The 24,222-nt window shown below is 50.5% G+C and carries 22 protein-coding genes; 11 read left to right on the top strand and 11 right to left on the bottom strand.

All coding sequences use genetic code 11. From position 1 onward, the window contains the following. Positions 1 to 15 precede the first annotated feature (15 nt). Together ACXIT9_RS11830 and ACXIT9_RS11825 are read left to right on the top strand one after the other, a co-directional pair. Complete coding sequence (locus tag ACXIT9_RS11830) at positions 16 to 414, top strand: VOC family protein (RefSeq protein ID WP_458056439.1); 399 nt, start codon at positions 16 to 18, stop codon at positions 412 to 414. Positions 415 to 1,263: 849 nt separating this feature from the next. Beyond that, positions 1,264 to 1,602, top strand: coding sequence for a GIY-YIG nuclease family protein (locus ACXIT9_RS11825; RefSeq protein ID WP_458056438.1), 339 nt, complete (start codon positions 1,264 to 1,266; stop codon positions 1,600 to 1,602). Positions 1,603 to 1,878: 276 nt separating this feature from the next. Here the strand turns inward: ACXIT9_RS11825 and ACXIT9_RS11820 are convergent, their stop codons facing one another. Together ACXIT9_RS11820 and ACXIT9_RS11815 are read right to left on the bottom strand one after the other, a co-directional pair. Beyond that, entirely contained in the window at positions 1,879 to 2,298 is a 420-nt protein-coding gene (locus tag ACXIT9_RS11820; RefSeq protein WP_458056437.1) for a DUF2141 domain-containing protein, read from the bottom strand. Positions 2,299 to 2,315: 17 nt separating this feature from the next. Continuing rightward, a complete protein-coding gene (locus ACXIT9_RS11815) occupies positions 2,316 to 3,392 on the bottom strand; it encodes an AMP-binding protein (protein WP_458056436.1) in 1,077 nt (358 codons plus the stop codon). Between the two features lie 312 nt (positions 3,393 to 3,704). Here ACXIT9_RS11815 and ACXIT9_RS11810 point away from each other — a divergent pair, with 312 nt between their 5' ends. Then, positions 3,705 to 4,538, top strand: coding sequence for a 1,4-dihydroxy-2-naphthoyl-CoA synthase (locus ACXIT9_RS11810; protein WP_458056435.1), 834 nt, complete (start codon positions 3,705 to 3,707; stop codon positions 4,536 to 4,538). 156 nt (positions 4,539 to 4,694) lie between these two features. Here ACXIT9_RS11810 and ACXIT9_RS11805 read toward each other — a convergent pair whose 3' ends face one another. Together ACXIT9_RS11805 and ACXIT9_RS11800 are read right to left on the bottom strand one after the other, a co-directional pair. Then, the gene (locus ACXIT9_RS11805; RefSeq protein ID WP_458056434.1) at positions 4,695 to 5,498 is read right to left on the bottom strand and encodes a universal stress protein; all 804 of its coding nucleotides are present in this window, start codon (positions 5,496 to 5,498) and stop codon (positions 4,695 to 4,697) included. 116 nt (positions 5,499 to 5,614) lie between these two features. Continuing rightward, entirely contained in the window at positions 5,615 to 6,214 is a 600-nt protein-coding gene (locus tag ACXIT9_RS11800) for a class I SAM-dependent methyltransferase (protein ID WP_458056433.1), read from the bottom strand. Between the two features lie 120 nt (positions 6,215 to 6,334). Here ACXIT9_RS11800 and ACXIT9_RS11795 point away from each other — a divergent pair, with 120 nt between their 5' ends. The 4 genes from ACXIT9_RS11795 (at position 6,335) to ACXIT9_RS11780 (ending at position 9,520) form a co-directional block, all read left to right on the top strand. After that, positions 6,335 to 7,774 carry an MBL fold metallo-hydrolase gene (locus ACXIT9_RS11795; RefSeq protein WP_458056432.1) on the top strand — a complete coding sequence of 480 codons (1,440 nt, stop codon included), beginning with the start codon at positions 6,335 to 6,337 and terminating at the stop codon, positions 7,772 to 7,774. A gap of 90 nt (positions 7,775 to 7,864) precedes the next feature. After that, complete coding sequence (locus ACXIT9_RS11790; protein ID WP_458056431.1) at positions 7,865 to 8,815, top strand: sterol desaturase family protein; 951 nt, start codon at positions 7,865 to 7,867, stop codon at positions 8,813 to 8,815. A 52-nt stretch (positions 8,816 to 8,867) separates the two neighbouring features. Then, on the top strand, positions 8,868 to 9,101 hold the full coding sequence (locus tag ACXIT9_RS11785; RefSeq protein WP_458056506.1) for a hypothetical protein: 234 nt from the start codon (positions 8,868 to 8,870) through the stop codon (positions 9,099 to 9,101). Between the two features lie 83 nt (positions 9,102 to 9,184). After that, entirely contained in the window at positions 9,185 to 9,520 is a 336-nt protein-coding gene (locus tag ACXIT9_RS11780; RefSeq protein WP_458056430.1) for a rhodanese-like domain-containing protein, read from the top strand. 480 nt (positions 9,521 to 10,000) lie between these two features. Here ACXIT9_RS11780 and ACXIT9_RS11775 read toward each other — a convergent pair whose 3' ends face one another. Next, a complete protein-coding gene (locus ACXIT9_RS11775) occupies positions 10,001 to 10,285 on the bottom strand; it encodes a TIGR03643 family protein (RefSeq protein WP_458056505.1) in 285 nt (94 codons plus the stop codon). A gap of 39 nt (positions 10,286 to 10,324) precedes the next feature. Here ACXIT9_RS11775 and ACXIT9_RS11770 point away from each other — a divergent pair, with 39 nt between their 5' ends. Further along, a complete protein-coding gene (locus ACXIT9_RS11770) occupies positions 10,325 to 11,794 on the top strand; it encodes an FAD-binding domain-containing protein (protein ID WP_458056429.1) in 1,470 nt (489 codons plus the stop codon). Positions 11,795 to 11,857: 63 nt separating this feature from the next. After that, positions 11,858 to 14,662: a PAS domain-containing sensor histidine kinase gene (locus ACXIT9_RS11765; protein ID WP_458056428.1), complete on the top strand. Its 2,805-nt coding sequence runs from the start codon at positions 11,858 to 11,860 to the stop codon at positions 14,660 to 14,662. 13 nt (positions 14,663 to 14,675) lie between these two features. Here the strand turns inward: ACXIT9_RS11765 and ACXIT9_RS11760 are convergent, their stop codons facing one another. From ACXIT9_RS11760 to aceB, 6 genes are all read right to left on the bottom strand, one after another. Beyond that, positions 14,676 to 14,915, bottom strand: a complete 240-nt coding sequence (locus ACXIT9_RS11760) for an NAD(P)H-dependent oxidoreductase subunit E (protein WP_458056427.1) — start codon at positions 14,913 to 14,915, stop codon at positions 14,676 to 14,678. Positions 14,916 to 14,938: 23 nt separating this feature from the next. After that, complete coding sequence (locus tag ACXIT9_RS11755; protein ID WP_458056426.1) at positions 14,939 to 16,192, bottom strand: DUF819 family protein; 1,254 nt, start codon at positions 16,190 to 16,192, stop codon at positions 14,939 to 14,941. A 62-nt stretch (positions 16,193 to 16,254) separates the two neighbouring features. Further along, positions 16,255 to 16,890 (bottom strand): NUDIX hydrolase, encoded by a 636-nt coding sequence (locus ACXIT9_RS11750; RefSeq protein WP_458056425.1) that lies wholly within the window; start codon positions 16,888 to 16,890, stop codon positions 16,255 to 16,257. Next, entirely contained in the window at positions 16,880 to 17,542 is a 663-nt protein-coding gene (locus tag ACXIT9_RS11745; protein WP_458056424.1) for a hypothetical protein, read from the bottom strand. Before ACXIT9_RS11745 ends, ACXIT9_RS11750 begins: the two co-directional genes overlap by 11 nt. Before the next feature lie 363 nt (positions 17,543 to 17,905). After that, positions 17,906 to 19,183 carry an isocitrate lyase gene (gene aceA / locus ACXIT9_RS11740; protein ID WP_458056423.1) on the bottom strand — a complete coding sequence of 426 codons (1,278 nt, stop codon included), beginning with the start codon at positions 19,181 to 19,183 and terminating at the stop codon, positions 17,906 to 17,908. Positions 19,184 to 19,219: 36 nt separating this feature from the next. Further along, positions 19,220 to 20,827 (bottom strand): malate synthase A, encoded by a 1,608-nt coding sequence (gene aceB, locus ACXIT9_RS11735; RefSeq protein WP_458056422.1) that lies wholly within the window; start codon positions 20,825 to 20,827, stop codon positions 19,220 to 19,222. 168 nt (positions 20,828 to 20,995) lie between these two features. On the opposite strand from aceB, the gene ACXIT9_RS11730 reads away from it, so the two are divergent. Together ACXIT9_RS11730 and aceK are read left to right on the top strand one after the other, a co-directional pair. Further along, on the top strand, positions 20,996 to 22,462 hold the full coding sequence (locus ACXIT9_RS11730; RefSeq protein ID WP_458056421.1) for a helix-turn-helix domain-containing protein: 1,467 nt from the start codon (positions 20,996 to 20,998) through the stop codon (positions 22,460 to 22,462). Beyond that, on the top strand, positions 22,459 to 24,186 hold the full coding sequence (gene aceK / locus ACXIT9_RS11725; RefSeq protein WP_458056420.1) for a bifunctional isocitrate dehydrogenase kinase/phosphatase: 1,728 nt from the start codon (positions 22,459 to 22,461) through the stop codon (positions 24,184 to 24,186). The genes ACXIT9_RS11730 and aceK overlap by 4 nt, the downstream gene beginning before the upstream one ends. Positions 24,187 to 24,222: the final 36 nt, after the last annotated feature.

Genomic DNA, 24,222 nt, shown 5'->3' with positions numbered 1-24,222 from the left:
GTGAAATCTTTGATCATGAAAAAAACGAATATTGCACATGTTGCCCTATGGGCGATCGATCTGGAGAAGATGCGCACATTTTATGAAACCTATTTGGGATTTCAAGCCGGAAAAAAGTATGTCAATAGCCAAAAAGGTTTCAGCTCCTATTTTCTCACCTCGGCTGGCTCATGCCGAATAGAGTTGATGCATAGTACCTTTATGGAAAAACCACAAGCTCCCAATCACAAGATCCAGGCAGGTTTAGCACACATTGCCTTTTCTCTTGGCTCGGCACATGCGGTGAAGCTTCTCAGCCAGCGGTTAAAGGAGGATGGCTATACCCATTTGGATGGACCTAGAATGACTGGAGACGGCTATTTTGAAAGTACCTTTCTTGACCCTGAAGGCAATACGATAGAGCTTACTATCTAAAGCTTTACCTCCTTAAATGAGAGAGATATCGATCGTTAGCGCTGCTCGTTGTGGCACTGCTTAACTTCGTCTAACTAAACAGTCTCATTTCTCTGCTATCTCGTAAAATAATTCAGTATTTAGTTAGAAAGCTCGTTCAAAAGTTTTATTTTAGGGTAAATTTTTTGAACAGTGGATTATTTTTAATTCTAAAAAGAGGAAACGATGAAATACGAATTTAGAATAGAATAAGTTAAGGATAAAAAAGATAGCAATGATCTTCGGAGATTGACTATTATTGCCGCTAGCCTAAGCAGCTATTTTATTAAGGTTATTCTTGATTGCTTCAAGGGCTACTTTGGCCTTAAATTCAGGAAAACGTGCGTTTTGTTTGCTTGTTTATAAGGTTAGATTTAATTGTTTTTTAACTTAACCTATAGTTTCAATTTTTTAGGGGGAGATATTATAAAACCATCGTCCCTTCGACTTCGCTCAGGGACCGGATATCGATGGCGGCGGAGCGTTCCTTCGACTTCGCTCAGGGACCAGATCTCGGCGGCGGAGCGTTCCTTCAACTTCGCTCAGGGACCAGATCTCGGCGGCGGAGCGTTCCTTCAACTTCGCTCAGGGACCAGATCTCGGCGGCGGAGCGTTCCTTCGACTTCGCTCAGGGACCAGATCTCGGCGGCGGAGCGTTCCTTCGACTTCGCTCAGGGACCGGATATCGATGGCGGCGGAGCGTTCCTTCGACTTCGCTCAGGGACCGGAGTGCGGCGGCTGAGCGTTCCTTCGACTTCGCTCAGGGACCAGACCGCGGAGGCTGAGCGGAGCCGAAGCCGAAGCCACCCATTAAACTCATAAAATGAAAGCATGAAAGGCTACATGTACATACTTGAATGTTCGGATGGAAGCTACTACACTGGTAGCACTAAATATCTCAACTTGCGTCTAGCTCAACATCAAGCAGGGAAAGGAAGCAAACATACCAGAAAAAGACTACCTGTCAAATTGTTGTATTTTGAGGAATATGCAAGAGTGGATGAAGCATTTTACAGAGAAAAACAAGTACAAGGCTGGTCTAGAAAAAAGAAAGAAGCACTGATGAAAGGCTTTACTGATGAATTAAAAAAATTGGCGGAATGCATGAATGAGAGTCATAGTAAAAACCGTCCCTTCGGCTCCGCTCAGGGACCGGATGTCGATGGCTGAGCGTCCTTTCAGATTCGCTCAGGGACCTTATACCGCGGTGGCTGAGCGTCCTTTCAGATTCGCTCAGGGACCTTATACCGCGGTGGCTGAGCGGAGCCGAAGCCAACCGTGGTGGCAGAGCGTCCCTTCAGATTCGCTCAGGGACCATATACCGCGGTGGCTGAGCGGAGCCGAAGCCAACCGTGGTGGCTGAGCGTCCCTTCAGCTTCGCTCAGGGACCATATACCGCGGTGGCTGAGCGGAGCCGAAGCCACCCTCTGCTAAATTCTATCCCACCTACACACCAGGACCCTGAAGGCGAATTTTTAAGACTGCGCCCTCCTTTTCTACCTTGAAAGCAGCATCCTTAAACTTGGGAGGCCCCAGCCGCCCCTTTGCGTCTTGGCTAAACCCATACTGCGCCTTCGGAATACCAAAAGTAGAAGTGGGCAGCTTCCCACTCTTTTCCTTATCATGAAAAACAGCTACCGCATACGACTTGCCCTTTTCCAAATCTGAAAGCCTAAGGGTGACCTTGCCCCCCTTTATCCGCTCTCCACCGCGCCGCAAAGCCTTCTCCACCTTATTCGGAAAGCCCTCCTCCTGATCGAAGAGCAGCCAACTCATCTCCCCCTCATCCGACTCGAAATCACCCACCTCGATGCGAATGGACACCTTTTCTACCGACTCGGGACTTTGTTTCCAAAAAAAACTCATGAGTAATACTCCTATTATTAAAACAAGATGTGTTGACATAATGCAACTGTTTGGGTTCGCTTTACCTTATTCGTGCTGGTGCGCACAAAGACCGAGGTCCAAGAGACCCCACGTGGACTTATACCGCCCGGCAGCACCTGCTGACATAACTGCTTCAAAAACCTTGCCTGTTCCACCTCTAGTACAGCCACTTCCAGCACTAAAATAAGCCTTTGGCCGAAGGCCGCATCTTCCTGCCCATGAAAAAAGTAGCGGTCCCCCTGAAAAAGGGGATGCCTTCCCTCCAGCGCCCGCTCCAGCACCTCAGGATACAGCTTCAGCCCGCCCGAATTAATGACATGATCCTGGCGCCCCAGCCACTCGAAATGCATGCCATCGTCTTCCAGACGCACGAGGTCTCGGGTATCGAGCCAGTCGTTGGCCGTCATCGGACCACGCAGCGAAAGCCCCCCGTCCGCCCGCTGTCGCAGCTCCACCCCCGGCAGCGCCTGGTAGCGCAGCTGCGGCGACCGGCTCAACTTCGCCAGCGCCACATGAGAAACCGTCTCTGTCATGCCGTAGCTCTGGTAGATACCCTCCGGTTTCAGGCGGAGCAGCGCTTCCCGCAGTGCCAAATGGCTCACCCCACCCCCGAGCAGCAGGATTCGAATGCGCTGAAAAAAATGGGGCGCCTCCTCCAGCAAACGCGCGGCCTGCAAGGGTACCAAGGGCATAAAATCAAACGTTTCTGGCCAGTCTGCTGGGATATCTCGCACCGGATGGGTACTCGGCGGAAGCAGATAGAGGGGCGCGTCCAGCACCAAAGCCCGAACCAGCATCATTTGCCCCGCCACCTTGTCCAGCGGCAGGGCACAAAGCAAACGATCCTCAGGCCGCAGCCCGAAAAAACGGATAGTCCCCTGCGCACTCGCCAGCAGCTGTGCCCGGCTCACCTGAACGGGCGCCGGCACACCCGTAGAGCCCGAGGTGTGCAAGGTAAAATGAGTATCCCCTTGTGCCCAGCGGCGTAAAAACTCCCGAGCAGGCTGTACAAAACGCTCGTCTGCGGACTCGGGATATAGAAGACGAAAACCAGCAGTGAAAGACAAAGACATAGCGCAAATTTAAACATGGACAAACCCCGTAACGAACCAGCAGGAGCCCTTTGCAGCCACGGGCTGCCACTCCTACTACGCTACACGTACATGTAGGCGTAAAGATAGCATTTTTCCCAACAGCAGGGATGCCGCCGGACATCGCCCCCCGAGCCTGCCCAGCCTCAAGCCGCTCAGGCTCCGAAACAAGAGGAATCGCCCGCACACAAAAAGGGAAAAAGAAGCTCCTTCCACAAACAATTCGCCGCTTTTACAGGTAAGGAATGTGGCGCTTTTGCGCGATTAGCTTAACTTGCAAGAAAATTTTACATCATGGATTGGATCGTCGCCAAAGAGTACGAGGACATCACCTACAAAAAATGTCAGGGGGTGGCGCGTATCGCTTTTAACCGTCCTGAGGTGCGGAATGCATTCAGGCCGAAAACTACATCAGAACTGTATGATGCCTTTTTAGACGCCCGTGAGGATACCAGCATCGGGGTGGTCTTACTCTCAGCAGAAGGCCCTTCCCCGAAGGATGGCGTCTACGCTTTTTGCTCCGGAGGAGACCAGCGTGCCCGCGGACATCAGGGCTATGTGGGCGAAGATGGCTACCATCGCCTTAACATATTGGAAGTGCAGCGCCTGATACGCTTTATGCCGAAGGTGGTCATCGCCGTAGTGCCCGGCTGGGCAGTGGGGGGCGGCCATAGCTTGCACGTCGTTTGCGACCTCACAATCGCCAGTAAGGAGCATGCCATCTTCAAACAGACCGATGCCGACGTCACCAGCTTTGACGGTGGGTATGGCTCGGCTTACCTGGCCAAAATGGTGGGCCAAAAGCGCGCACGCGAAATCTTCTTCCTGGGCCGCAACTACTCCGCGCAGGAGGCCTATGAGATGGGCATGGTAAACGCTGTGGTCCCGCATGCTGAGCTGGAAGAAACTGCCTTCGCCTGGGCACAAGAAGTCCTAGACAAGTCTCCGACCGCGATTAAAATGTTGAAATTCGCCTTTAATCTCACCGATGATGGTATGGTGGGCCAGCAGGTATTCGCCGGCGAGGCCACCCGCCTGACCTACATGACCGAAGAGGCGAAAGAAGGCCGCGACGCCTTCCTGGAGAAGCGCAAGCCGAACTTCAGACACATCCCTTGGATTCCTTAAAAAAAGTAAGGGGTTTTCGGCACCGGCTTTTGGCGCGAGCGCCAAAGTAAACAGGGCCTTTCCGCTCTAACGCGTCTTCGAAAAATCTACTTTCGGAGACGCGTTTTTTTCCTCCCCTCCTGCAGCCCCTGCCTCGGCACGGACCGGCCGCAGCACTCACTTCACGATCCACAGCGGGTTTCGTGTGTGGTAGGCCATCTGCAGGCTATGACTCTGATTAAAGAGGTAGGCAAAAAAAGATTTCTTCTGGTAAAACATCACCAAACAGCGCTCCGGATGCTCGGCCAAATACCCATTGAGCACTTCCTCTGGTTTCTCTCCTGCTCGCAACTCGAGCCGCGCCTGCCAGTCCGGATGGGCGTCCTCCAGCTGGCTGGAAAACTCTGCTAAGCGGTCCTCGGCTTTATGTGCGAAACCCTCGTAAATGTGCAGCAGGGAAAACTCCGCAGCTAAACCCTGCACCAAAGGATACCACTTGCGAAAAAACTTCACATCCTCCGGATGTAAGGCGGTAGAAACCGTAAACGACCAGCGCTCCGGTAGCGGCGCTCCGGCTGGAATCGCCAGTACCGGCGTCATCGCCTCCTTGATCACCTGCCCCGTATTAGAGCCCATAAGTGCTTTTTTAAGGCCAGAAGCCCCCTGCGTGCCCATCACGATCAGGTCAAAATCCTCGCGGTAGGCCATCGCCGTGACGGCCGTCGCCACTGTGCCCTGCACGATCTTATAGGCCACCTCCACGTGCGCTTCCCGACCGATGGCCAGCGCTTGCTCCAGTGCCTGCTCCGCTTCCGCCTCTATCCCCGCCACGATCTCGGTAGCCTGCGCCGCGAAATCATAGACGGCAGTAAAAGTGTAGACCAAACGGATGCTGGCCTGCTTCTGTACGGCTAGCGCCAATGCAAAGCGATAGGCATGGGCCGCATTTTCGGAAAAGTCTGTGGGTACTAAAATTTTCATAGTGCTCAAGTAGTAGTTAAAATACCATTTAGAAGATCATCGCCGCTCATCGGACGCAATCTTCACAGAAAGTTACCGAAAAATCACCAAGCTACCTGCCTTTCCTGTGTATTCTATCACTTTTTTTTGCCAACGAGGCGCACCACATGGGCCGGGCCTTGATGCCCCTCTCCTTCGTCGAGGTGCACCTCCCCCGAAAAGGTATACTCCCAATCCAACCCTTTAAACTCGGCCTTCAATTCCTCTAGGTCGTATAGCATCTCCGGCGCTTTCGGCCCCCCAGAGTTATAGCCAATCTGCTCTTGGCTGAAGCCTTCTAAAATAAGCGTGCCGCCGGGGCGAATCGCTTTTACTAGCTTATGGTGAATTTTTTTGCGCATCGCCTGTGGCAAATGAAAATAGATCAAGGCGATCGCATCAAAATGCTTGGCCGGCGGGAGGTACAACAAGGCATCTCCCAGAAAATAATCGATCACTACGCCATGCAAGCGGGCCAGACGTAAAGCATTCTCCCGGGCGACCTCGCTCTGATCCAGGGCCACCACACCCCAATCCTGCACGGCCGCATGAATCGCATTTCGGCCCTCACCCTCACCAGGCAGTAAGAGTAGACCCGGGCGCAACTTTTCCAGCTCCTCCTTAAAGAAGGCATTCGGTTTTACTCCATACAGCAGCGGCTGCTCCTCAAAACGTTTATTCCAAAAAGACTCATTCATGACTATCCAAATTACAACACAGCTACAAAAATGCCATCAAACCCAGAGCCAATATGTAACAATCGTCACCTATTTTGTAGAAAATAGTGCCTTGCTTTGTGGAGAATTGAAACGAAAACCATGCGTATAACGAGTTTACTAATGTTCCTGATAGGGGGTATTTTCTTTCAGGCTCAGGCCCAATTTACCGATAAATTCCCCGCCGCGGAACCAAAAAAAGCGGAAATCCATCAGTTTCATGATGCTGGACTGGCGCATTACAGCTATGCCATCATCGCAGAAGCAGGCATCTACCTGGTCGATCCGGGAAGAGATGTACGCCCTTATTTGGCTTTAGCCGAAGAAAAAAGTAGCCGCATCGCAGGCGTTATCAATACCCACCCCCATGCGGACTTTGTCAGCAGCCATCTCGAACTGCACGAGACCCTAGGCGTACCCATTTATGTATCCACTCTGGTAGGTGCCGCCTACCCACATCAAGCTTTCGATGAGGGCGATATCCTCGACTTAGGAAACGGGGTTACCCTTCGTGCCATGCATACGCCCGGCCACTCGCCTGACGGTATTTCCATTGTGCTGGAAGAAGACCAGCAGCCCATCGCCGTATTCACGGGCGACACCCTGTTCATCGGTGATGTCGGCCGGCCTGACCTGCGCGAAAACGCTGGAAACATGACGGCCGACCGTGTGGAGCTGGCGAAAATGATGTATGCAAGCACCCGAGAAAAACTTATGCCGCTGCCCGATGCCACGCTCGTCTATCCTGCCCATGGCGCCGGCTCCTTCTGCGGCAAAGCCATCGGTACAGATAATGTCAGCACCATCGGAAAGGAGAAAGCGACTAACTATGCCCTTCAGAACATGACAGAGGCGGAATTTGTGGCTTTGCTGCTGGAAGACCAACCTTTTATTCCGCTTTATTTTCCTTATAATGTGGAGGTCAACAAGCGCGGCGCAGCGACCTTAACGGCCGATTTGGCACGTGTTCCTCGCTTGGCACCCGACTTCCTCACCGAGCAGACGGCCCTGCCCTTGATCGACGCCCGAAATCAAGCCCTCTTTAAGGCTTCCCACCTACCAGGAGCGCTAAACATCATGCAGGGTGCTAAATTTGAGACCTGGCTGGGTGCCCTTTTGCCCCCTGGGCAAAGCTTTTACCTCGTCTCAGATTCAGAAGAAAATTTAGATGCGCTCATCGCGCAAACGGCCAAAATCGGCTACGACAAGTACATCGTCGGCGCCTTCGTCTATGGACGCACGGGAGATGCGCAGATGCAAGCCTTCGAACAGGCCGCCTTCGAGGCCAATCCCGAGGCCTTTACTATTCTCGACATCCGAAACCCTGGAGAGGTGGCAGAAGGCAAGCTCTTCGAACAGGCCCTGGCGATACCACTGCCAGAACTTCAGGAGCGGGCAGGAGAAATTCCTACAGACAAGCCTGTGGTCGTGCACTGCGGAACAGGCTACCGCTCCGCGATCGGCAGCAGCATCGTGCACAAAACAGTCCCCCAAGCACAGGTGATCGACATGGGTGCGGCGGTGAAAAACTATCAAAAATAATTATTGTGGTTTATGGGAGTTATAAGTGGGCCTTCTTCTGGAGGGTCCTCTTTTTCGTATATCTTAGGAAAACCTTAACGTGAAGACCGAATGGACGTGCTGGAGAAATATCTAAAAATCATTTACGACGCCTACTACGGCTATGCGCAGTATCTTTTAAACGAGATGCTATACCCCTCTTGGAAGAATTACTTCTGGTGGCTGATTGGCCTTTCGCTGCTGGTATGGGCGCTAGAGATCCTCTTTCCTTGGAGAAAGCGGGACGGCATCCTACGTAAGGACTTTTGGATGGATGCCTTCTATATGTTCTTCAACTATTTCCTTTTCTCCCTAATCGCCTACAATGCCATTTCCTTAGTGGCGGTGGAAGCCTTTAATGATTTCTTGGGCCTCTTCGGTGTCACCAACCTCGTGGCCCTGGAGCTGAGCACCTGGCCGGTTTGGGCCCAATTTCTTAGCATGTTCTTGGTGGCAGACTTTATCCAGTGGAATGTGCATCGCCTGCTGCATCGTTCCCCCCTGCTGTGGGAATTTCATAAGGTGCACCATAGCGTGGAAGAAATGGGCTTTGCGGCGCATCTCCGCTTCCACTGGATGGAGACGGTCCTCTACAAAACCGCCCAGTACATTCCGCTGGCCATGATCGGCTTTGGGCTGGAGGACTTTTTTATCCTGCACATGTTCACCACAGCGATTGGGCACCTAAACCATGCCAATATCCGGCTGAGCTATGGCCCCTTAAAATATGTTTTGAATAACCCCATCATGCACACCTGGCACCATGCCAAAACTCTTCCGGAGGGCAGTTATGGCGTCAACTATGGTATTACCCTAAGCCTATGGGACTACCTCTTTGGCACCGCCTACATACCACATGAAGGCCGCGACGAGCCGCTCGGCTTTCCCGGGATGGAGCAGTTTCCGACTAGGCTTTGGGACCAGTTGAGGTACCTCCCCCCTCGCGCGCAAGCGCCGACAGCAGGTCCAAAAGCCATGGAAGCGTCTGATAAAAATCCCTTGTCCGCAGCGAAGCCCAGGTGAGCGAAGCCACTGGATTTCCGCCCGGTAATGAGTGCATGTTAACCCGCTTATGATGAAAGCAAGTATCAACTCCTGGCGCTTTGTACTCCTACTCTGTGCCACTTTGGGCCTAGCGCCTTTTGTTCCTGAACCTCATATTTGGGGTAAAATCCGCTGGATCGCCGGCGGCGCAAAGGGCATGCAGCCTTTGGACTGGTTTGACTTTTTTTGGCACGCCATACCCTTTATGCTCTTGTTTCGTCTGCTCTTTTTAGCTGCCTATAAAAAATGGGCGCAAAAAAGCTGAGAAAGGTCATCAGGTGTGATAAAGGTTACGGTGGGTAGGGAGCCTTATCGTTAGTTTTGTAAGGTATAAAATCGAATAACCTTATGTTTAGTTTCTTCAAATCCGGCCCTAAGGGCTATACCGATAGTAACGCAGCTGCCTTTCAGGAAGGCCTAAAGGCCAAAGATGCTGTTTTAATCGATGTCCGCAGTGCGGGAGAGTTTCAGTCGGGCAAGTTAAAAGGGGCGCGCAATATCGACATTATGAGTGCAAACTTCCAGCAGCAGATTGCTAATTTACCGAAGGACAAGACCTATTACGTGTACTGCCGCAGTGGTAATAGAAGCGGTCAGGCCTGTGCCCTGATGGCGAAGGCAGGCTTCGAAAACCTACATAATCTGGCCGGAGGCATTATGTCCTGGCCTTATGAGATCGTATAAATTTCCACCTAGAGATAGTGTGACAGAACAAAAGACAAGGCAGGCTGCCTTGTCTTTTGTCGTAGGGAGCACGGCAGGAGGACATTAACCTATGCAGTTTTCGCGCAGCGCCGCTCTCTTATGCGCCCGCTGGAGCCATCACTAGAAGGCTGTCCTGGTGGGCTATTCTACTCGATGTTGCTCTCATGAGCGCTCCCAACAGGCGGTCCGGAAAGGCTACCCTCTGGGTGATGTTCTACCATCCGTTGAGTACTTCATGCACGGCGATATCGCTTTCGTATGTTCGTTTGCCTTCTATTTTAGGGAGTTTTGCTTTCGCTTGTGTTCGTTTGCTTTCGTTTTGATGTTCGTTTGCTTTCGTTTGCTTTCGTTTTAACTATCCCATAAAGAGACTGTTCATTTAAGTGTGTCTGCTAACTTGGGATAGTTCAGTAAACTGTGTCTTGAAGGCCGAACAGTAGTGTCTGTACCGGCGATTCTTTAGCGCTTGGGCATTTTATTCAGTGCAATGCTACGCTGCATGCGGGACTTAAAGGTGTCCATATCCTGAGGCGCCTTCTGTTTATGTTTGGTCGCACGACCTTGTACCCGCGCCCGCCACATCTTAAAAGAAGACTGCTTCATTTCGCGCCGCATCAACTTAATCACTTCTTTCTCTGGCAGGCCGAACTGCGCCTCGATCGCATCGAAGGGCGTCCTATCCTCCCAAGCCATTTCGATCACCCGATCTATTTCTTCATCCGAAAGTGTCTTGAATTTACGCATATCCCCTAAACCAAAATCCGGCCTCCTTGTTTTAGCAGCATGCAAGACCTTCATGTCGTTTGGTTTAAGCGTGACCTCCGCCTCAGCGATCATGCGCCGCTACAGGCTGCTCTCGCGGAAAAAAAACCCTGCCTGTTGCTCTACTTTTTTGAGCCCGAACTTGTCGCCTCACCGTTCAGCGACCCGCGTCACTGGAGATTTGTCCTCCAAAGTCTTCAGGAAATGCAGGCCAAGCTGAAGGCTCATGGCCTCGACCTCCACATCCTGTATGCAGATCCACTGCCTGTTTTCCAGCAGCTTCAGGATAGCTATGGTATCGCCTGCCTGTATAGCCATGTAGAAACAGGTCTGGCCGTTACCTATCGCCGCGATCGTGCCGTGGCTGTCTTCTGTCGAGAAAGAGGCATTCCTTGGAAGGAGTACCCGCAGCAGGGGGTGCGCCGCGGGCGCCAAAACCGTAGAGGCTGGTCGCAGGACTGGTATGCACAGATGAGCGCACCCATCGCCCAGCCGGACTTCCGTCGGGCTTGGGGCTTTAGCCTTCCGAAGACCTTCTTAGAAAGCCTGTCACAGGTCCCTTTGCCGCAGGCATGGCAAGAAAAAAGCCCGCTCATGCAGCCTGGAGGTGAAGAGCCTGCCTGGCGCTACCTTCAAAGTTTCCTGCGCGAGCGTGTTCGCCACTACAACCAACATATCAGCAAGCCCAGTCTGAGCAGAAGTTCTTGTTCGCGCCTTTCTCCCTACCTCGCTTGGGGCAATCTCTCCATGCGGCAGGTCTACCAGGCTGCCGAGGAGCGTCGAAAAAGTGGCTTTCAGGCGCGGAATATCATCAACTTTCAGTCCCGGCTGCGCTGGCACTGCCACTTTATCCAAAAATTCGAGATGGAAGACCAGATGGAGTTTCGCTGCGTCAATAAGGGTTTCGAACAGATGGAAAAGCCGCTGGACCAGGAAAAAGTGGAGGCTTGGAAAGCTGGGCGCACGGGTTTTCCTTTGGTGGATGCCTGCATGCGTTGTTTGAAAGAGACGGGCTACTTAAATTTCCGAATGCGGGCCATGTTAGTCTCGTTCTTGACCCATCATTTGCTGCAGGACTGGCGTACGGGTGTCGACCATTTAGCGCGCTATTTTTTGGATTTCGAGCCAGGCATACACTTTCCACAGTTCCAAATGCAAGCGGGAGTGACGGGCATTAACACGGTCCGGATCTATAATCCCGTGAAACAGGCTGAGGACCATGATCCAGAGGCTGTTTTTATCAGCAAGTGGGTACCTGAGCTTGCGCAGCTGCCCCTTGCCTATCGGCTAAAACCTTGGGAGCTTTCCCCGATAGAGGCCAGCTTGCACCGTTTTCAGTTGGGTAGAGACTACCCTGCCCCGATTATCGAGTTGGAAAAAGCCGCCAAAATCGCGCGCGATCAGATCTGGAGTGCCCAGAAAATGCCCGAGGTGCAAGAGGAAGCCAAGCGGATTTTGCGCAAGCATACGATGCCGAATCGGCAGCCCTAAAACGGAAAAAAGAATCATTTTCGATTTTTTTTTTTAACTTTAGTCATCTATTAAACTTTTAAGATGATGTATAAGGAGCACCTTTTAAAGGAGGAAAAGCAGCACGGTTATGCGATACTGACGGGCTTACACCAGGTGGCGAATCAAAATGCTTTATACAGACATTTGCACTATGTGTGTGCATCACTTTCTCAGCAGAGAGGGCATGTGACGGCTTTTTTGCTCTTATCTGAATCAGGGGATCAGGTGCAGGTTCAACTGCAGCATGATCATGGTTTTCAGGAACGCTATGGTTTGGCTGGCGCCAAAATGCTGGTGGATCGTTACCGCTTACACAAAGCTTCATCGGTTGGAGATACTCCTTTCTTAGCGACATCACTAAAAGGCCAAGAAGCTTCTGAAGACACCGTATTTTTAGGAGAATTAGCCCTAGATCCTGAGACTGGAAATTATGGACTTCTTGTTGGCGCCTTGGCGGCGGGTTCTACCGAAGAGATACGGAATCAGTATATAAGCTTTTTCCAGCAGTCTATGGATCACTGTAATCGGTTTCATCGTGACTTATATGAATTAGAAAATGAGAACCACATAAAACTTAGAGAAGCGACTATACTAAAAGATAAGTTTCAGAGTATTTTCAATTCTTCCTTTTCTTTTATTGGTTTTTTAGATCGAAATGGAATTTTAACGGAAGCGAATGCCACAGCCTTAGATATGGCTGGCATAAAGCGATCGGATGTGGTGGGTAAATATTTTTGGGACTGCTACTGGTGGCAGATTAGTTCGCAGACGCAAGCTGAGCTGAAAGAGCATTTCCATCGGGCGCTAATGGGCCAAGAGGTAAGCTATGAGGTTACCGTCTGGGTCAAGGAGAAACGAGAGGTCACCATCTTATTTAGCCTGCGGCCTGTAAAAAATAGTGTGGGTGAGGTCATCTTTGTCATTCCTGAGGGGAGGCCTATCCAGGATATAGTGGAAGCCAAAAAGCGACAGCGATTGATTTTGGAAGGTGCCAAGTTGGGCACTTGGGATTGGGATATGAACAGCGACTGCCTCGTGATAAATGAATGGTGGCTGGACTATTTAGAGATTCCGCAGGAAGAGAGGAAGTCGCTTACTCGGGAAAAGTGGATGATGCGTATACATCCGGAGGACAAAGAGCAGGCGGCATCTGCCATCGCCCAGTATCTGGCAGGAAAATCGGACCTCTATCAGGTAGAATTTCGTCTCCAGCATCAGAGCGGTCACTGGATCTGGGTGGCGGAGCAGGGCCAGGTCTTCGAATGGGACAGTCTGGGCTCTCCCAGACAGATGTACGGTACTTTACAGGACATTACCAGACGAAAGGAAAGAGAAAGAGAAATCGCTTACCATCGGGATCTGCTTTCGGCTCTTTATGAGCTCTCCCCTATAGGCATCGCCCTGAATGATTTCGAAACGGGGCAGTTTTTAGACGTGAACACGAAGCTGTTAGCACCTACCCAATATACGAAGGAAGAGTTTTTGGCCCTTAGCTACTGGGATGTTACGCCAAAACAATACGCTCCTTTAGAAGCGATCGCCTTGGAGGAGATGCGAAATAGAGGGGAGTACAATCGTTTCGAAAAAGAATACCGCCGAAAAGATGGTACGCTTTACCCGGTGGAGTTGAGAGGTATCGTCATCGAGGACCTCAATGGCCGAAAACTCATTTGGTCTATCATTCGGGATGTCATCGAAGAAAAGGCGGCGGAAGAACAGCTAAAAACTGCTTTAAGTAAACTTCAAGCAGTTTTAGATGCGAGTACCCAGGTAGCCATCATCGGTATAGATCTAGAGGGGAAGATAACACTTTTTAATGCCGGTGCGGAGCGTCTCCTGCACTATTCTTCGGCTGATGTCCTACATAAAAAGCAGTTTCAGCAGCTCCTCCTCCAAGAGGAACTGGAAGCGCTTAGCACTGAACTTCAGCAACAGTATGGAGTGACATGCAGCCCGCAACAAGCTCCTTTTTACGAGGCTCAGCAGGATATTTTCTTTACACGGGAGTTTCAGCTACTCGATGCGCATGGAGCGCTCATGAATACCTTACTTTCGATCACCAAACTCGCCGTGGATGGTGAACATACAGGATATTTAGGGGTATTGACGAACATCTCCGGCCTTAAAAACGTGGAGCAACAGATGACACAGCTGCTAGAACGCACCAAAAGCCAAAACGAGCGTCTAAAGAACTTTGCGCACATCGTGGCGCATAACCTGCGTTCACACAGCGCTGGCTTGATCGGCATGCTCGAGCTGCTAGAGATGGAAAAGCCAGAACTTCTAGAGGTCGCCGCTTTCCCACTTTTGCAGCAAGGTGCAAATAACCTAGAGCAAACCGTAGAAGATCTCACCGAAATCGTCCGGATGAATTTAGCAGAGCTCCAGCTGAAGCAGGTGGATCTACATGCCAGTATCGAAAATAACTGTGCCAGCATTCGGGCTTTACTGATCTTGAATAAAGTTCAGGTTATAAACCAAGTACCGAAAAACACCACAGTAACGGGAATTCAAGCATACATCGACAGCATCGTCCTGAATTTTATCACGAATGCTGTGAAGTATAAGCGTCCTGAGGCTGAGGGGGGCTGTCAGTTACGCATTTTCATGACGGAAACCGACACGCATAAAATCGTGCATTTTGAAGATAATGGTATCGGCATTGACATGAAACAAAATGGGGATAAGCTTTTCGGACTTTACAAGACCTTCCACAAGCATCCCGATGCAAGGGGAGTAGGCTTATTTCTTACCAAGGGGCAGGTAGAAGCGATGGGAGGCTTCATAGGTGTGCAGTCCACAAAGGGACAGGGGACCACTTTTGAGGTTCATTTCCCCCTCACCTGAGGAGGAGTCAAGATTATCCCGTAAGCTTCTGACGAATAGCCTCCACATCGGCCTTTTTGCAGACTTCATTGTTGTAAACCACCACGGGTGCACTTTTACAAAAGTCCATGCACTTGGTGCGTATGATCTTATACTTTCCCTTATGACCGTCTGTTTGGATGAGGGATTTGAGGTCTTTGGTCAGCTTTTTACACCCTTCGTCTTTACAGTCTCCCCCGTTGCAGACAAAAATAAACTTGCGGTACGTCGCCATACTCTTTTTACTTGAAAAGAGGCTTAAAGGTTATACACAGCCTGCAGAAGTAGCCCACAGATCAAGGCCCCATAGGTGCCTACCGCATAGCCTAATACAGCCATTAGTACCCCCACAGGAGCCAGTGCCGGATTAAAGGCCGCCGCTACGATAGGCGCAGAGGCTGCCCCGCCGACATTTGCTTGAGAGCCCACCGCCACATAAAAGAAGGGGGCTTTAATCAGGAAGGCAACCAGCAGCATGATGGTGATATGGAATAGCATCCAAAGGATACCTACTAAAAAAAACAGGGGATTGTCGAAAATAGCACCTAGATCCATCTGCATGCCGATTGTGGCCACAAGCACATACAAAAACACCGATCCGATGCGTGAGGCGCCGGCACCTTCTAAATTTCGGGCCCGCGTGAAGCTCAGCACCAGGCCTCCCGTGGTAGCCACCACTACGATCCAGAAAAAGGTGCTATCCAGGGAAAAATCCGACAGCCGAGGATAGTGCATGCCGATGTAGGGCGCGACGATGTCGGCCACCAGGTGCGCTAGTCCCGTGATGCCCAGACCCACGCCAGCTATTTTCATGGTATCCGGTAGGGTGGGCATACGCATTATTCCGGCCCGGTAAGCGGCCACTTTTTCTTGTAGCGTATGAATCGCACTGCTGTCTGCCTGAAAGAGCGCATCGATTTTTCCTGGCTTGCCCGCCCAATATAGGATAACAGCCATCCAGACGTTAGCGACCAAAACATCCACTGCGATCATCTGTGAAAAGAGGGTGGTGCTCGCACCGTAGACTTCCAGCATAGCCGTCTGGTTCGCCCCTCCCCCGATCCAGCTGCCGGCGATCGTGGCCAGCCCGCGCCATAATTCATCGGGGCCCGCTCCTCCCAGCAGCTCGGGAAAGAAGAAGGAACAAGTAAATAAAGCCAGTGGCCCTCCCAGGACGATGCCCAGCGATCCCGCTAAAAACATAATAAGCGCCTTCGGACCCAGCTTAAGGATCCCCTGAAAATCGATGCTGAGTGTCAAAAGCACCAGTGAGGCGGGCAGCAGGTAGCGGCTGGCCATGTAGTACAAGCCGGACTCCTCACCAGAAATCAGACCGAAACTATTACAGAGAGCCGGAATAAAATAACAAAGTAAAATGGCCGGCACCACCGAATAAAAGCGTTTCCAAAAGGGATGAGAGCTGCTGCTGGTCGAAAAAACCAAAGCTAAAATCGTGATCAATACACCTAAAACTACGGCGTCGTTCGTGAGGAGAGGCACCTGTGCAAGCATACAGCAATTGGGTTTAGACTGCATAATTAACACATTCGGCGGGAAAGTCCAAAAAGCTGGGGCTATGGCGTCTCCCAAAGGAGCTTCAACTCAGACAAGATCATGGCTGTAGCGCCCCAGACCCTCTCATTTTCGACCGCATAATAGGGCGTTCGCAGGGCATAGCGATCGCGTACGTGAACATTTCCGACCTGAATGGCCTCCGGCTCGAAAATCGCAGAAAAAGTACAGGGAATTAAGCGTTCCACTTCTTTGGGGTCGGGAGAAAAGGTAGGCTGCTCCTCCACGAAACCGATATAGGGAAAGACGACGAAGTTGCTAGGCGGAATATACAGGCGAGTAAGGCTCCCGAGCAGGGTGATGTGCTCCCGCTGCACGCCGATTTCTTCTTCTGTTTCGCGTAGCGCTGTCGCGCCAAAATCTTTGTCTTCGCTTTCCCATTTGCCGCCAGGCAAGGCGATCTGTCCGCCATGCACACCATCATAGGGAGGGCGCTTGATGAATGGAAAGGTGGCCAGCCCTTTAGCGCCGGGATAAAGCAGCAGCAGGACAGCACCTTTTCGGGCGGTGTTAGGAATTTCAGGAGCGAAACGGCGCTCATCTATCGGCTCTGGTGCCATATGCCGATGCCCCTGCATGCCGGGTAAGGGCTGCCGCAGCTTTTCTTCTAGGAGAGGGATGACTTCACTAAAACGCACGCTCTTCGATTTGATCCTGAAACTTTTCTTTTAGATATGCATATCTAACGAGCTCAGGAGCGATTTGTTGGTGGCGGTACAACTGGATCTCACCTTCAAAGGGGAAGATCAGCCAGACCATGGGGCGATAGCCGTCTTCTTCCTCCATGCTACCAAGTACGAGCAGGCATTCCCGGTCCAGCCATTCGGCCTCTTCGATGCTAGCGGATGGACCTAGGAAAAGCAAGCGCTCGCGCATGCCGTCTCGCTTATAAAAAATGATTTCCGAGTCAGGGTTCAGTAGCAGGCGATCCTCTTCGATCAGGGCTAGCTTCTGGCTATAGATGTCCACGATCCCTTCTCCTTCGGGATGGCGCAGCTGATGCGCTGCCAAGGGATGGCGGGCATTAATGGGGTTTTTCTCCGGAAAGCTCACCTCCTCCATAGGTAGCGTTCCTGCCGCTTGAAAGTCACTTACTTGAAAACTCGGAAGGGCTTGTTTCCAGAATCCTAACCACTGCTGCTGGGCTTGCAGTCCCAGTTCTAGACGGGTAGCCTCATCAACTGTGGTCTCTTGAGTACCTGTAGACAGGCTATCCCTTTCTTCAGGAGCTGAAGAGCAAGCGGTAAAAAAGGAAAGTAAAACGAAAATGAAATAAAAGTTGGTCTTCATAGTGTGCACAAATAACAGATTAAATTTACGAGAAAAAGGCTGAAATACACGGGATATCTGTTGAATTTTATGCATTCCCCCTTTTACTTCTAAAAGACGGTACACAACGTAAAAAGGAGAACGCATCACGTTCTCCTTTTTATATCGAAAGTACCTTCAACCTTTATTCACGGGTTTGCACGTAAGGGGTGCGAAACAAAATCCCTGTCGTGATGGCCCAGTGTTTTTGATCAGAAATGGACTTTCTCATCTCTCAAACCTATTAAACCTATTTGTGGATATTCACTTGATGAATAACACACTCGAAAGGTATAAAATGTTTTCTATTCGCGCAAACAATCGATTGCGAAAATTTTATTTTGCTTAAAACTGCTGCGTTTCTGTAGAGTCTTTCATGGCCGTAGTAGACGCAGTTCCCGCTGTTACGATCTCCTGTACTGCATCGAAATAGCCTGTTCCTACGAAGCCCTGGTGCTTCACTGCTTTGAAGCCGTCTTTCTGTAGCGCGAACTCACGCTCCTGAAGTTCCGAGTAGCCAGCCATGCCGCGCTCTTTGTAAGCTTTCGACAGCTCGAACATAGAGGTGTTCAGCGCATGGAAGCCCGCAAGTGTGATGAACTGGAAGCGGTAGCCAAGCTCCGCTAAGTTTTCACGGAAGGTAAGCATTTCTTCGCGTGAGAGATGCGCCGCCCAGTTGAAGGATGGAGAGCAGTTGTAGGCGAGCATTTTGCCAGGATATTTCTCATGAACCGCCTGCGCGAACTCACGTGCATAGCCTAAATCAGGGTTAGAAGTTTCCATCCAGATCAAATCCGCATAGGGAGCGTAAGAAATGGCTCTGTCGATACCTTGCTCAATACCATTTTTTACATGATAGAAACCTTCTGCCGTACGTGGACCAGAGATAAATTTATGGTCTCGTTCATCGATATCCGACGTTAGCAAATTGGCCGCATCTGCATCCGTTCTGGCGATAAGCACGGTAGGAACACCACACACATCCGTGGCCAGGCGCGCCGCTACTAGCTTGTTGATCGCTTCCTGCGTAGGTACCAGTACTTTACCACCTAAGTGGCCACATTTCTTCGCTGAAGAAAGTTGATCTTCAAAATGAACCCCAGAGGCACCCGACTCGATCATCATTTTCATCAGCTCGAAGGCGTTTAAGTTACCACCGAAACCGGCTTCCGCATCGGCTACGATGGGCACCAGGTAATGTAAATCCCCCTGACCACTCACCGACTGAATTTGATCCGCACGTAGAAGGGCATTGTTGATACGCTTCACCACCGCAGGAACGGAGTCTGCAGGGTATAAACTTTGATCTGGGTACATGTGTCCGGCCAGGTTAGCATCCGCCGCCACCTGCCAGCCGCTTAAGTAGATCGCCTCGAGGCCTGCCTGCACTTCCTGTACAGCTTGATTTCCTGTAAGCGCTCCTAAACCTGCGATGAAGGGTTGGCTCGTAAGCTTGTCCCAAAGGCGATTCGCTCCCATACGAGCGATCGAATGGTCGATCGTAAAGTTGCCCTGAAGCTTTACCACTTCCTCCGCTGTGTAAGGACGTGAGATGCCCTCCCATCTAGGATTTGTTTCCCAGTCTTTGCGGATTGCCTGTGCTCTTTCTGCTGAATTTTTCATGTTACTAATGGTTATTGTATAAATGTGAAAGGTTTCTTAATTTTCTAATAAGCCGTAAGCCGGCAAGGTCAAGAACTCTATAAAGGTGCTTCCCAGTACGAGCTTGTCCATCAGCTGAGAAGCCTGCTTGAGGGCCTCTCCCTGGCTACGCTCCGGCCCAAGGAGCTGGCGGACTTTTTCCATTTCCTGCTCTTTAAGAGTCATGTAAAGCTCCTTCGTAATGGTGCGTCCATCGTCCATTTTGGCGCCCAGCTTGATCCATTGCCAGAGCTGCGCACGACTGATTTCAGCTGTAGCGGCATCTTCCATCAGGTTGTAGAGAGCGGCTGCCCCCACCCCGGACAGCCAGCTTTCTACGTACAGGATTCCCACGTTAATGTTCGTCCTAACACCCATCTCGGTAATCGTACTGCCGGGAATGCGCACATCGAGGAGGTCCTCTTGGCGCACGCCTGTCTGTGGCACCGGCTTATTTTTTTGGTTGACCTGACCTGCGTCAAAGGCCGCTGTAAACACTTCTTTTGCGATATCTACCAAGAAAGGGTGCGCGACCCATGTGCCGTCATAGCCCAGCTTGGCTTCATTTTCTTTATCTGCTCGCACCTTTTCGCGTGCCTGCTGGTTCGTCGCCTCGTCTTTCGCCGGAATGAAGGCAGACATGCCTCCGATGGCATGAGCGCCACGTTGGTGGCAAATTTCCACCAAAAGGCTGGCATAGGCCTTCATGAACGGAACGGTCATGCTTACCTGCATGCGGTCCGGTAAGAGGAAGTTGGGATCGTTTCTAAATTTTTTGATCACCGAGAAGATATAATCCCAGCGGCCTGCGTTTAGCGCCACGATATGGTCCTTTAGTTCGAACAAGATGCCATCCATCTGCAGCGCCGCGAAAATCGTCTCGATGAGGACGGTACTTTTAATTGTTTTTTGTGGAATGCCGATATAATCCTGCGCTGCGATGAATACTTCATTCCAAAGTTTCGCCTCCAGTGCACTTTCTAACTTGGGAAGGTAGAAGTAAGGACCCGAGCCGCGATTCAATAATTCCTGCGCGTTATGGAAGAAAAACAAACCAAAATCAACCAATGAGCCGCTGAGGGGTTCACCGTTTAGTGTCATGTGCTTTTCCTCTAGGTGCCAGCCACGCGGCCGAACTTTTAGGGTAGCTATTTCCTCTGCTAAGGCATAGGTTTTGCCGTTCGGCGCTGTAAAATCAATCTGTTTACGGATGGCATCAAAAAGATTCACCTGCCCGGCCATTAGGTTATGCCAACTCGGAGAAGATGCATCCTCAAAATCCGCCATAAATACCTTAGCACCTGAATTTAAGGCATTGATCACCATTTTTCTATCCACTGGACCTGTGATTTCACAGCGGCGATCCTGTAAGTCTGCCGGCACTTCCGCTACTTTCCAGTCGCCCTCAGGATTAGGAAGCTCGGCTAACACTTCTGCTAGCTGCCCCTGATCGATTTTTTCCTGTGTGCGCTGACGCTTCACCAAAATAGAGTAGCGCTTCTCACGAAACTTAAGCTCTAAAAATGCTAAAAACTCCAGTGCCTCCGGTGTCAAAATTTTCCGATACTCCTCACGGATCTCTCCTAGAACCTTGAGCTTTAACGTGTCTGATACTGGTATGGTCATGATTGCTGTGCGTTTGTGTGATTGGATGGCTTAAAGGTAGAAAGACGAAATTTAATAAACAAGCGAAATTTCGCTTTTTGCTAAAATATTTTTATTACGCGATTTTTGCTAAGTGTGTAAAAACGGATAAAATCCGTATATTCGTCTAAGAATAAAACCCACCCGAACGTGAAAGAAGAACACATAAGAATTATTTTTGGTCTGAAAATCAAGCAGTTAAGAAAAGACAAACACCTATCGCTCCAGGAACTTTCCGAAAAATCCGGTATTTCCATTTCCTACTTAAATGAAATCGAGAAGTCAAAAAAATATCCAAAAGCCGATAAAATTTTTAAGCTTGCGGAATCTCTGAACGTAAGTTATGACTATCTAGTCTCCCTTCAGCTCGACGATAAGATGAAGACCATATCGGATTTACTACAATCCGACATCCTCAGCGAGCTGCCCTTAGATATTTTCGGCATAGACGTGGCCACCTTTATCGAGCTGCTCTCCGATGCGCCCTCGAAGTTAAATGCCTTTATCATCACCTTAATGGACATCAGCCGCGCTTACGATATTAGCAAGGAGGAGTTCTTCCTCTCCGCGCTGCGTGCCTATCAGGAGATGCATGATAATTATTTTCCTGACCTCGAGCAGGCAGCGGAGAAATTAAAGAAGCAGTTCCACCTAGAAAAGCCGAGCGTACAGCGCCTACAGGAAATTCTCGAGACGGCCTATCAGTATCGGATCGATGCTTACGACTTCGATGAGGATCCGGAGCTGAAAGGTCTGCGCTCCCTCGTTCTTCCGGGCAAGTCACCGCGTCTGCTATTTAACCGTAACCTGACAGAAAATCAAAAGCTTTTCACCCTCGGCCGCGAGCTGGGGCACTGCTTTTTATCACTAGAAAACCGCCCGCTGAGCTACTCCTGGGTGAGCGTACACTCCTTCGAAGAGGTCCTTAACCATTTTAAGGCCAGTTATTTTTCCTGCGCCCTTTTGATCCCTGAAAAAGGCTTTGTAAAGGATTTAGAGCATTTCCTCCACCACCCTACTCTGGAAGCCAGTCGCTTGCTACAGCTGATCGAAAAGTACACCGTCACGCCCGAGACGCTTATTTACCGCCTCACGAATGTACTTCCGAGGCATTTTGGACTGAAAGAACTTTTCTTCTTGCGCATCAGTAAAAATACCGAAACGAAAAATTTCTCCTTGAATAAGGAGTTGCACCTCACCGGCATCCACCATCCGCATGCATCGAAGGGACAGGAAGACTACTGTCGGCGCTGGGTGTCGGCGACCATTTTCGATGATTTCGAGCGCTCCGGAGAGAAAGTGGTTGGCAAAGGCCAATTTTCCTTTTACCCTGATGGGGACTCTTATTTTGTCTTCGCGATCGCCTATCGGGCGGGCATGAATGCGAAGGAGCATGTGAGCATTTCCTTTGGCCTGAAGGCCAATGCCCTTTTCAAGCGAAAAGTAAAATTTCATAACGACCAAAATATTCCGCTCCGCTACGTGGGGACGACCTGCCAGCGCTGTCCGGTAGAAAACTGCGAGGTGCGGGTAGCGGCGCCTAAATTTCTATTAGAAGCGCAGCGCAAGGAGGCGAAACGACAGGCCATGGAGCGCTTGAAAAAACAGATTCTATGAGTGCACAACAGGTAAGCCGTGTGGTCGGCTTGATGCTGGAAGGGTACATCTCCTACATCAGCACGTTTAATGAGTTGACCAGCTATGCCCCGAAATACTTTAAAAACAGGGATTGGACGGGGATGCAGCAGGTGCATAAGCGCAGACTGCGGCTCTACAAGTACGAGGTGAATGCCACGCGCATTTTGATAAGGGGCGTGTTACGAGATGAAATCGGCCAGCGGCAGCTCTGGCGGGAGGTGAAGGCGAACTTTGCCTGGGAGATCACCACCCGAAAAGATAAGGAGCTGGCGGAATCTTTTTTCAACTCTGTCGTGCGCAAGACAGTGCCGGACACGGCGGTAGATGAAGAGATTATGTTTGTGCATGAGGGCTACGATACCTGTGACATCCATCCTCAGGAGACGCTATACCATACCTATCCACCCCGCTGGGGCTTAGAGAAAATCATGCGAAAAATCGTCGAAGACTTCGATTTCGAGGCCCCTTACCTGGATAAAGAGGCAGATATCCGGTCCTTGGTACAGGCAGTGCGCAGCATCGTGCTTACCCGATACAAGCCAGATGACCGCACGATTACGCAGGTGCTCAAGTCTGTCTTTTACCGGAATAAAGCGGCCTATCTTATCGGCAGGACCTATGTAGGAGAAAAATGGATGCCCTTCGTTATCCCTTTTATGCATGGGCCGAGGGGTATCTACGTGGATACATTGATATTCGAGAAGAACCTGATGAGCGGACTTTTTAGCTATACGCGCAGCTATTTTATGGTGGAAACGGCTATCCCTTCCCAACTTATCAGCTTTCTTTTAGCCGTCATCAACCATAAAAAAATCCATGAGCTGTATAATGCTATCGGGTTTAACAAGCATGGCAAGACAGAATTTTATCGCGATTTTATCGGTCACCTGGCCCAGAGTAAGGACCAGTTCATCTTAGCCCCTGGCATTAAGGGAATGGTCATGACAGTATTCACCCTGCCCTCCTATAATATCGTGTTTAAGTTGATCAAGGACTACTTCGACCCACCGAAGAGCATGACGCGGCAGGAGGTGAAGGACAAGTACGTGTTAGTTTCGCGCCATGACCGTGTGGGTAGAATGGCGGACACGCATGAGTTTGAGTCCTTCCACTTTCCTTTAGAACGGATTTCTCCTGAGCTTTTGGAAGAATTACGTCGGAGTACGAATTCGCTTTTGTCCTTTACGGACAAAGAGCTGATCATTCAGCATCTGTACACGGAGCGCAGGATGATTCCGCTGAACATCTATTTGGAAACATGCAGTCATGATGAGGCCAAACATGCGGTGGAGGAGTATGGTCTGGCGATTATTCAGTTGGCCAAGGCCAATATCTTCCCCGGGGACATGATGACGAAGAATTTCGGTGTAACTCGTCAGCGACGGGTGGTTTTTTACGATTACGATGAAATCGAGTTTTTAACTGACATGAATTTCCGCTGGAAACCAAAGCCGCAGACCTATGAGCAGATTTATGCCTCAGAGCCTTGGTATGAGATCGCGCCGAACGATGTCTTTCCAGAGGATTTTAAACGATTTATGATTGGGCGCGCGGATGTGCGTCAGCATTTTATCAGCTACCATACGCGGCTGTTTGATCCGGAATACTGGATCGACATCCAGCAGCGGATCCGTCGCGGGGAGCTGCTGCATGTATTTCCCTATCCGCGCAGCTATCGTTTTCGTCCGGAAGAGGAGGTATAGCGGTAGGAGAATCCTATGTTCCCCAATAGCTAGCTG

It is taken from the genome of Nitritalea sp. (assembly GCF_054166705.1).
Note: the sequence above shows the minus strand (reverse complement) of the source record. Positions and strands in the feature narration are given on the sequence as shown.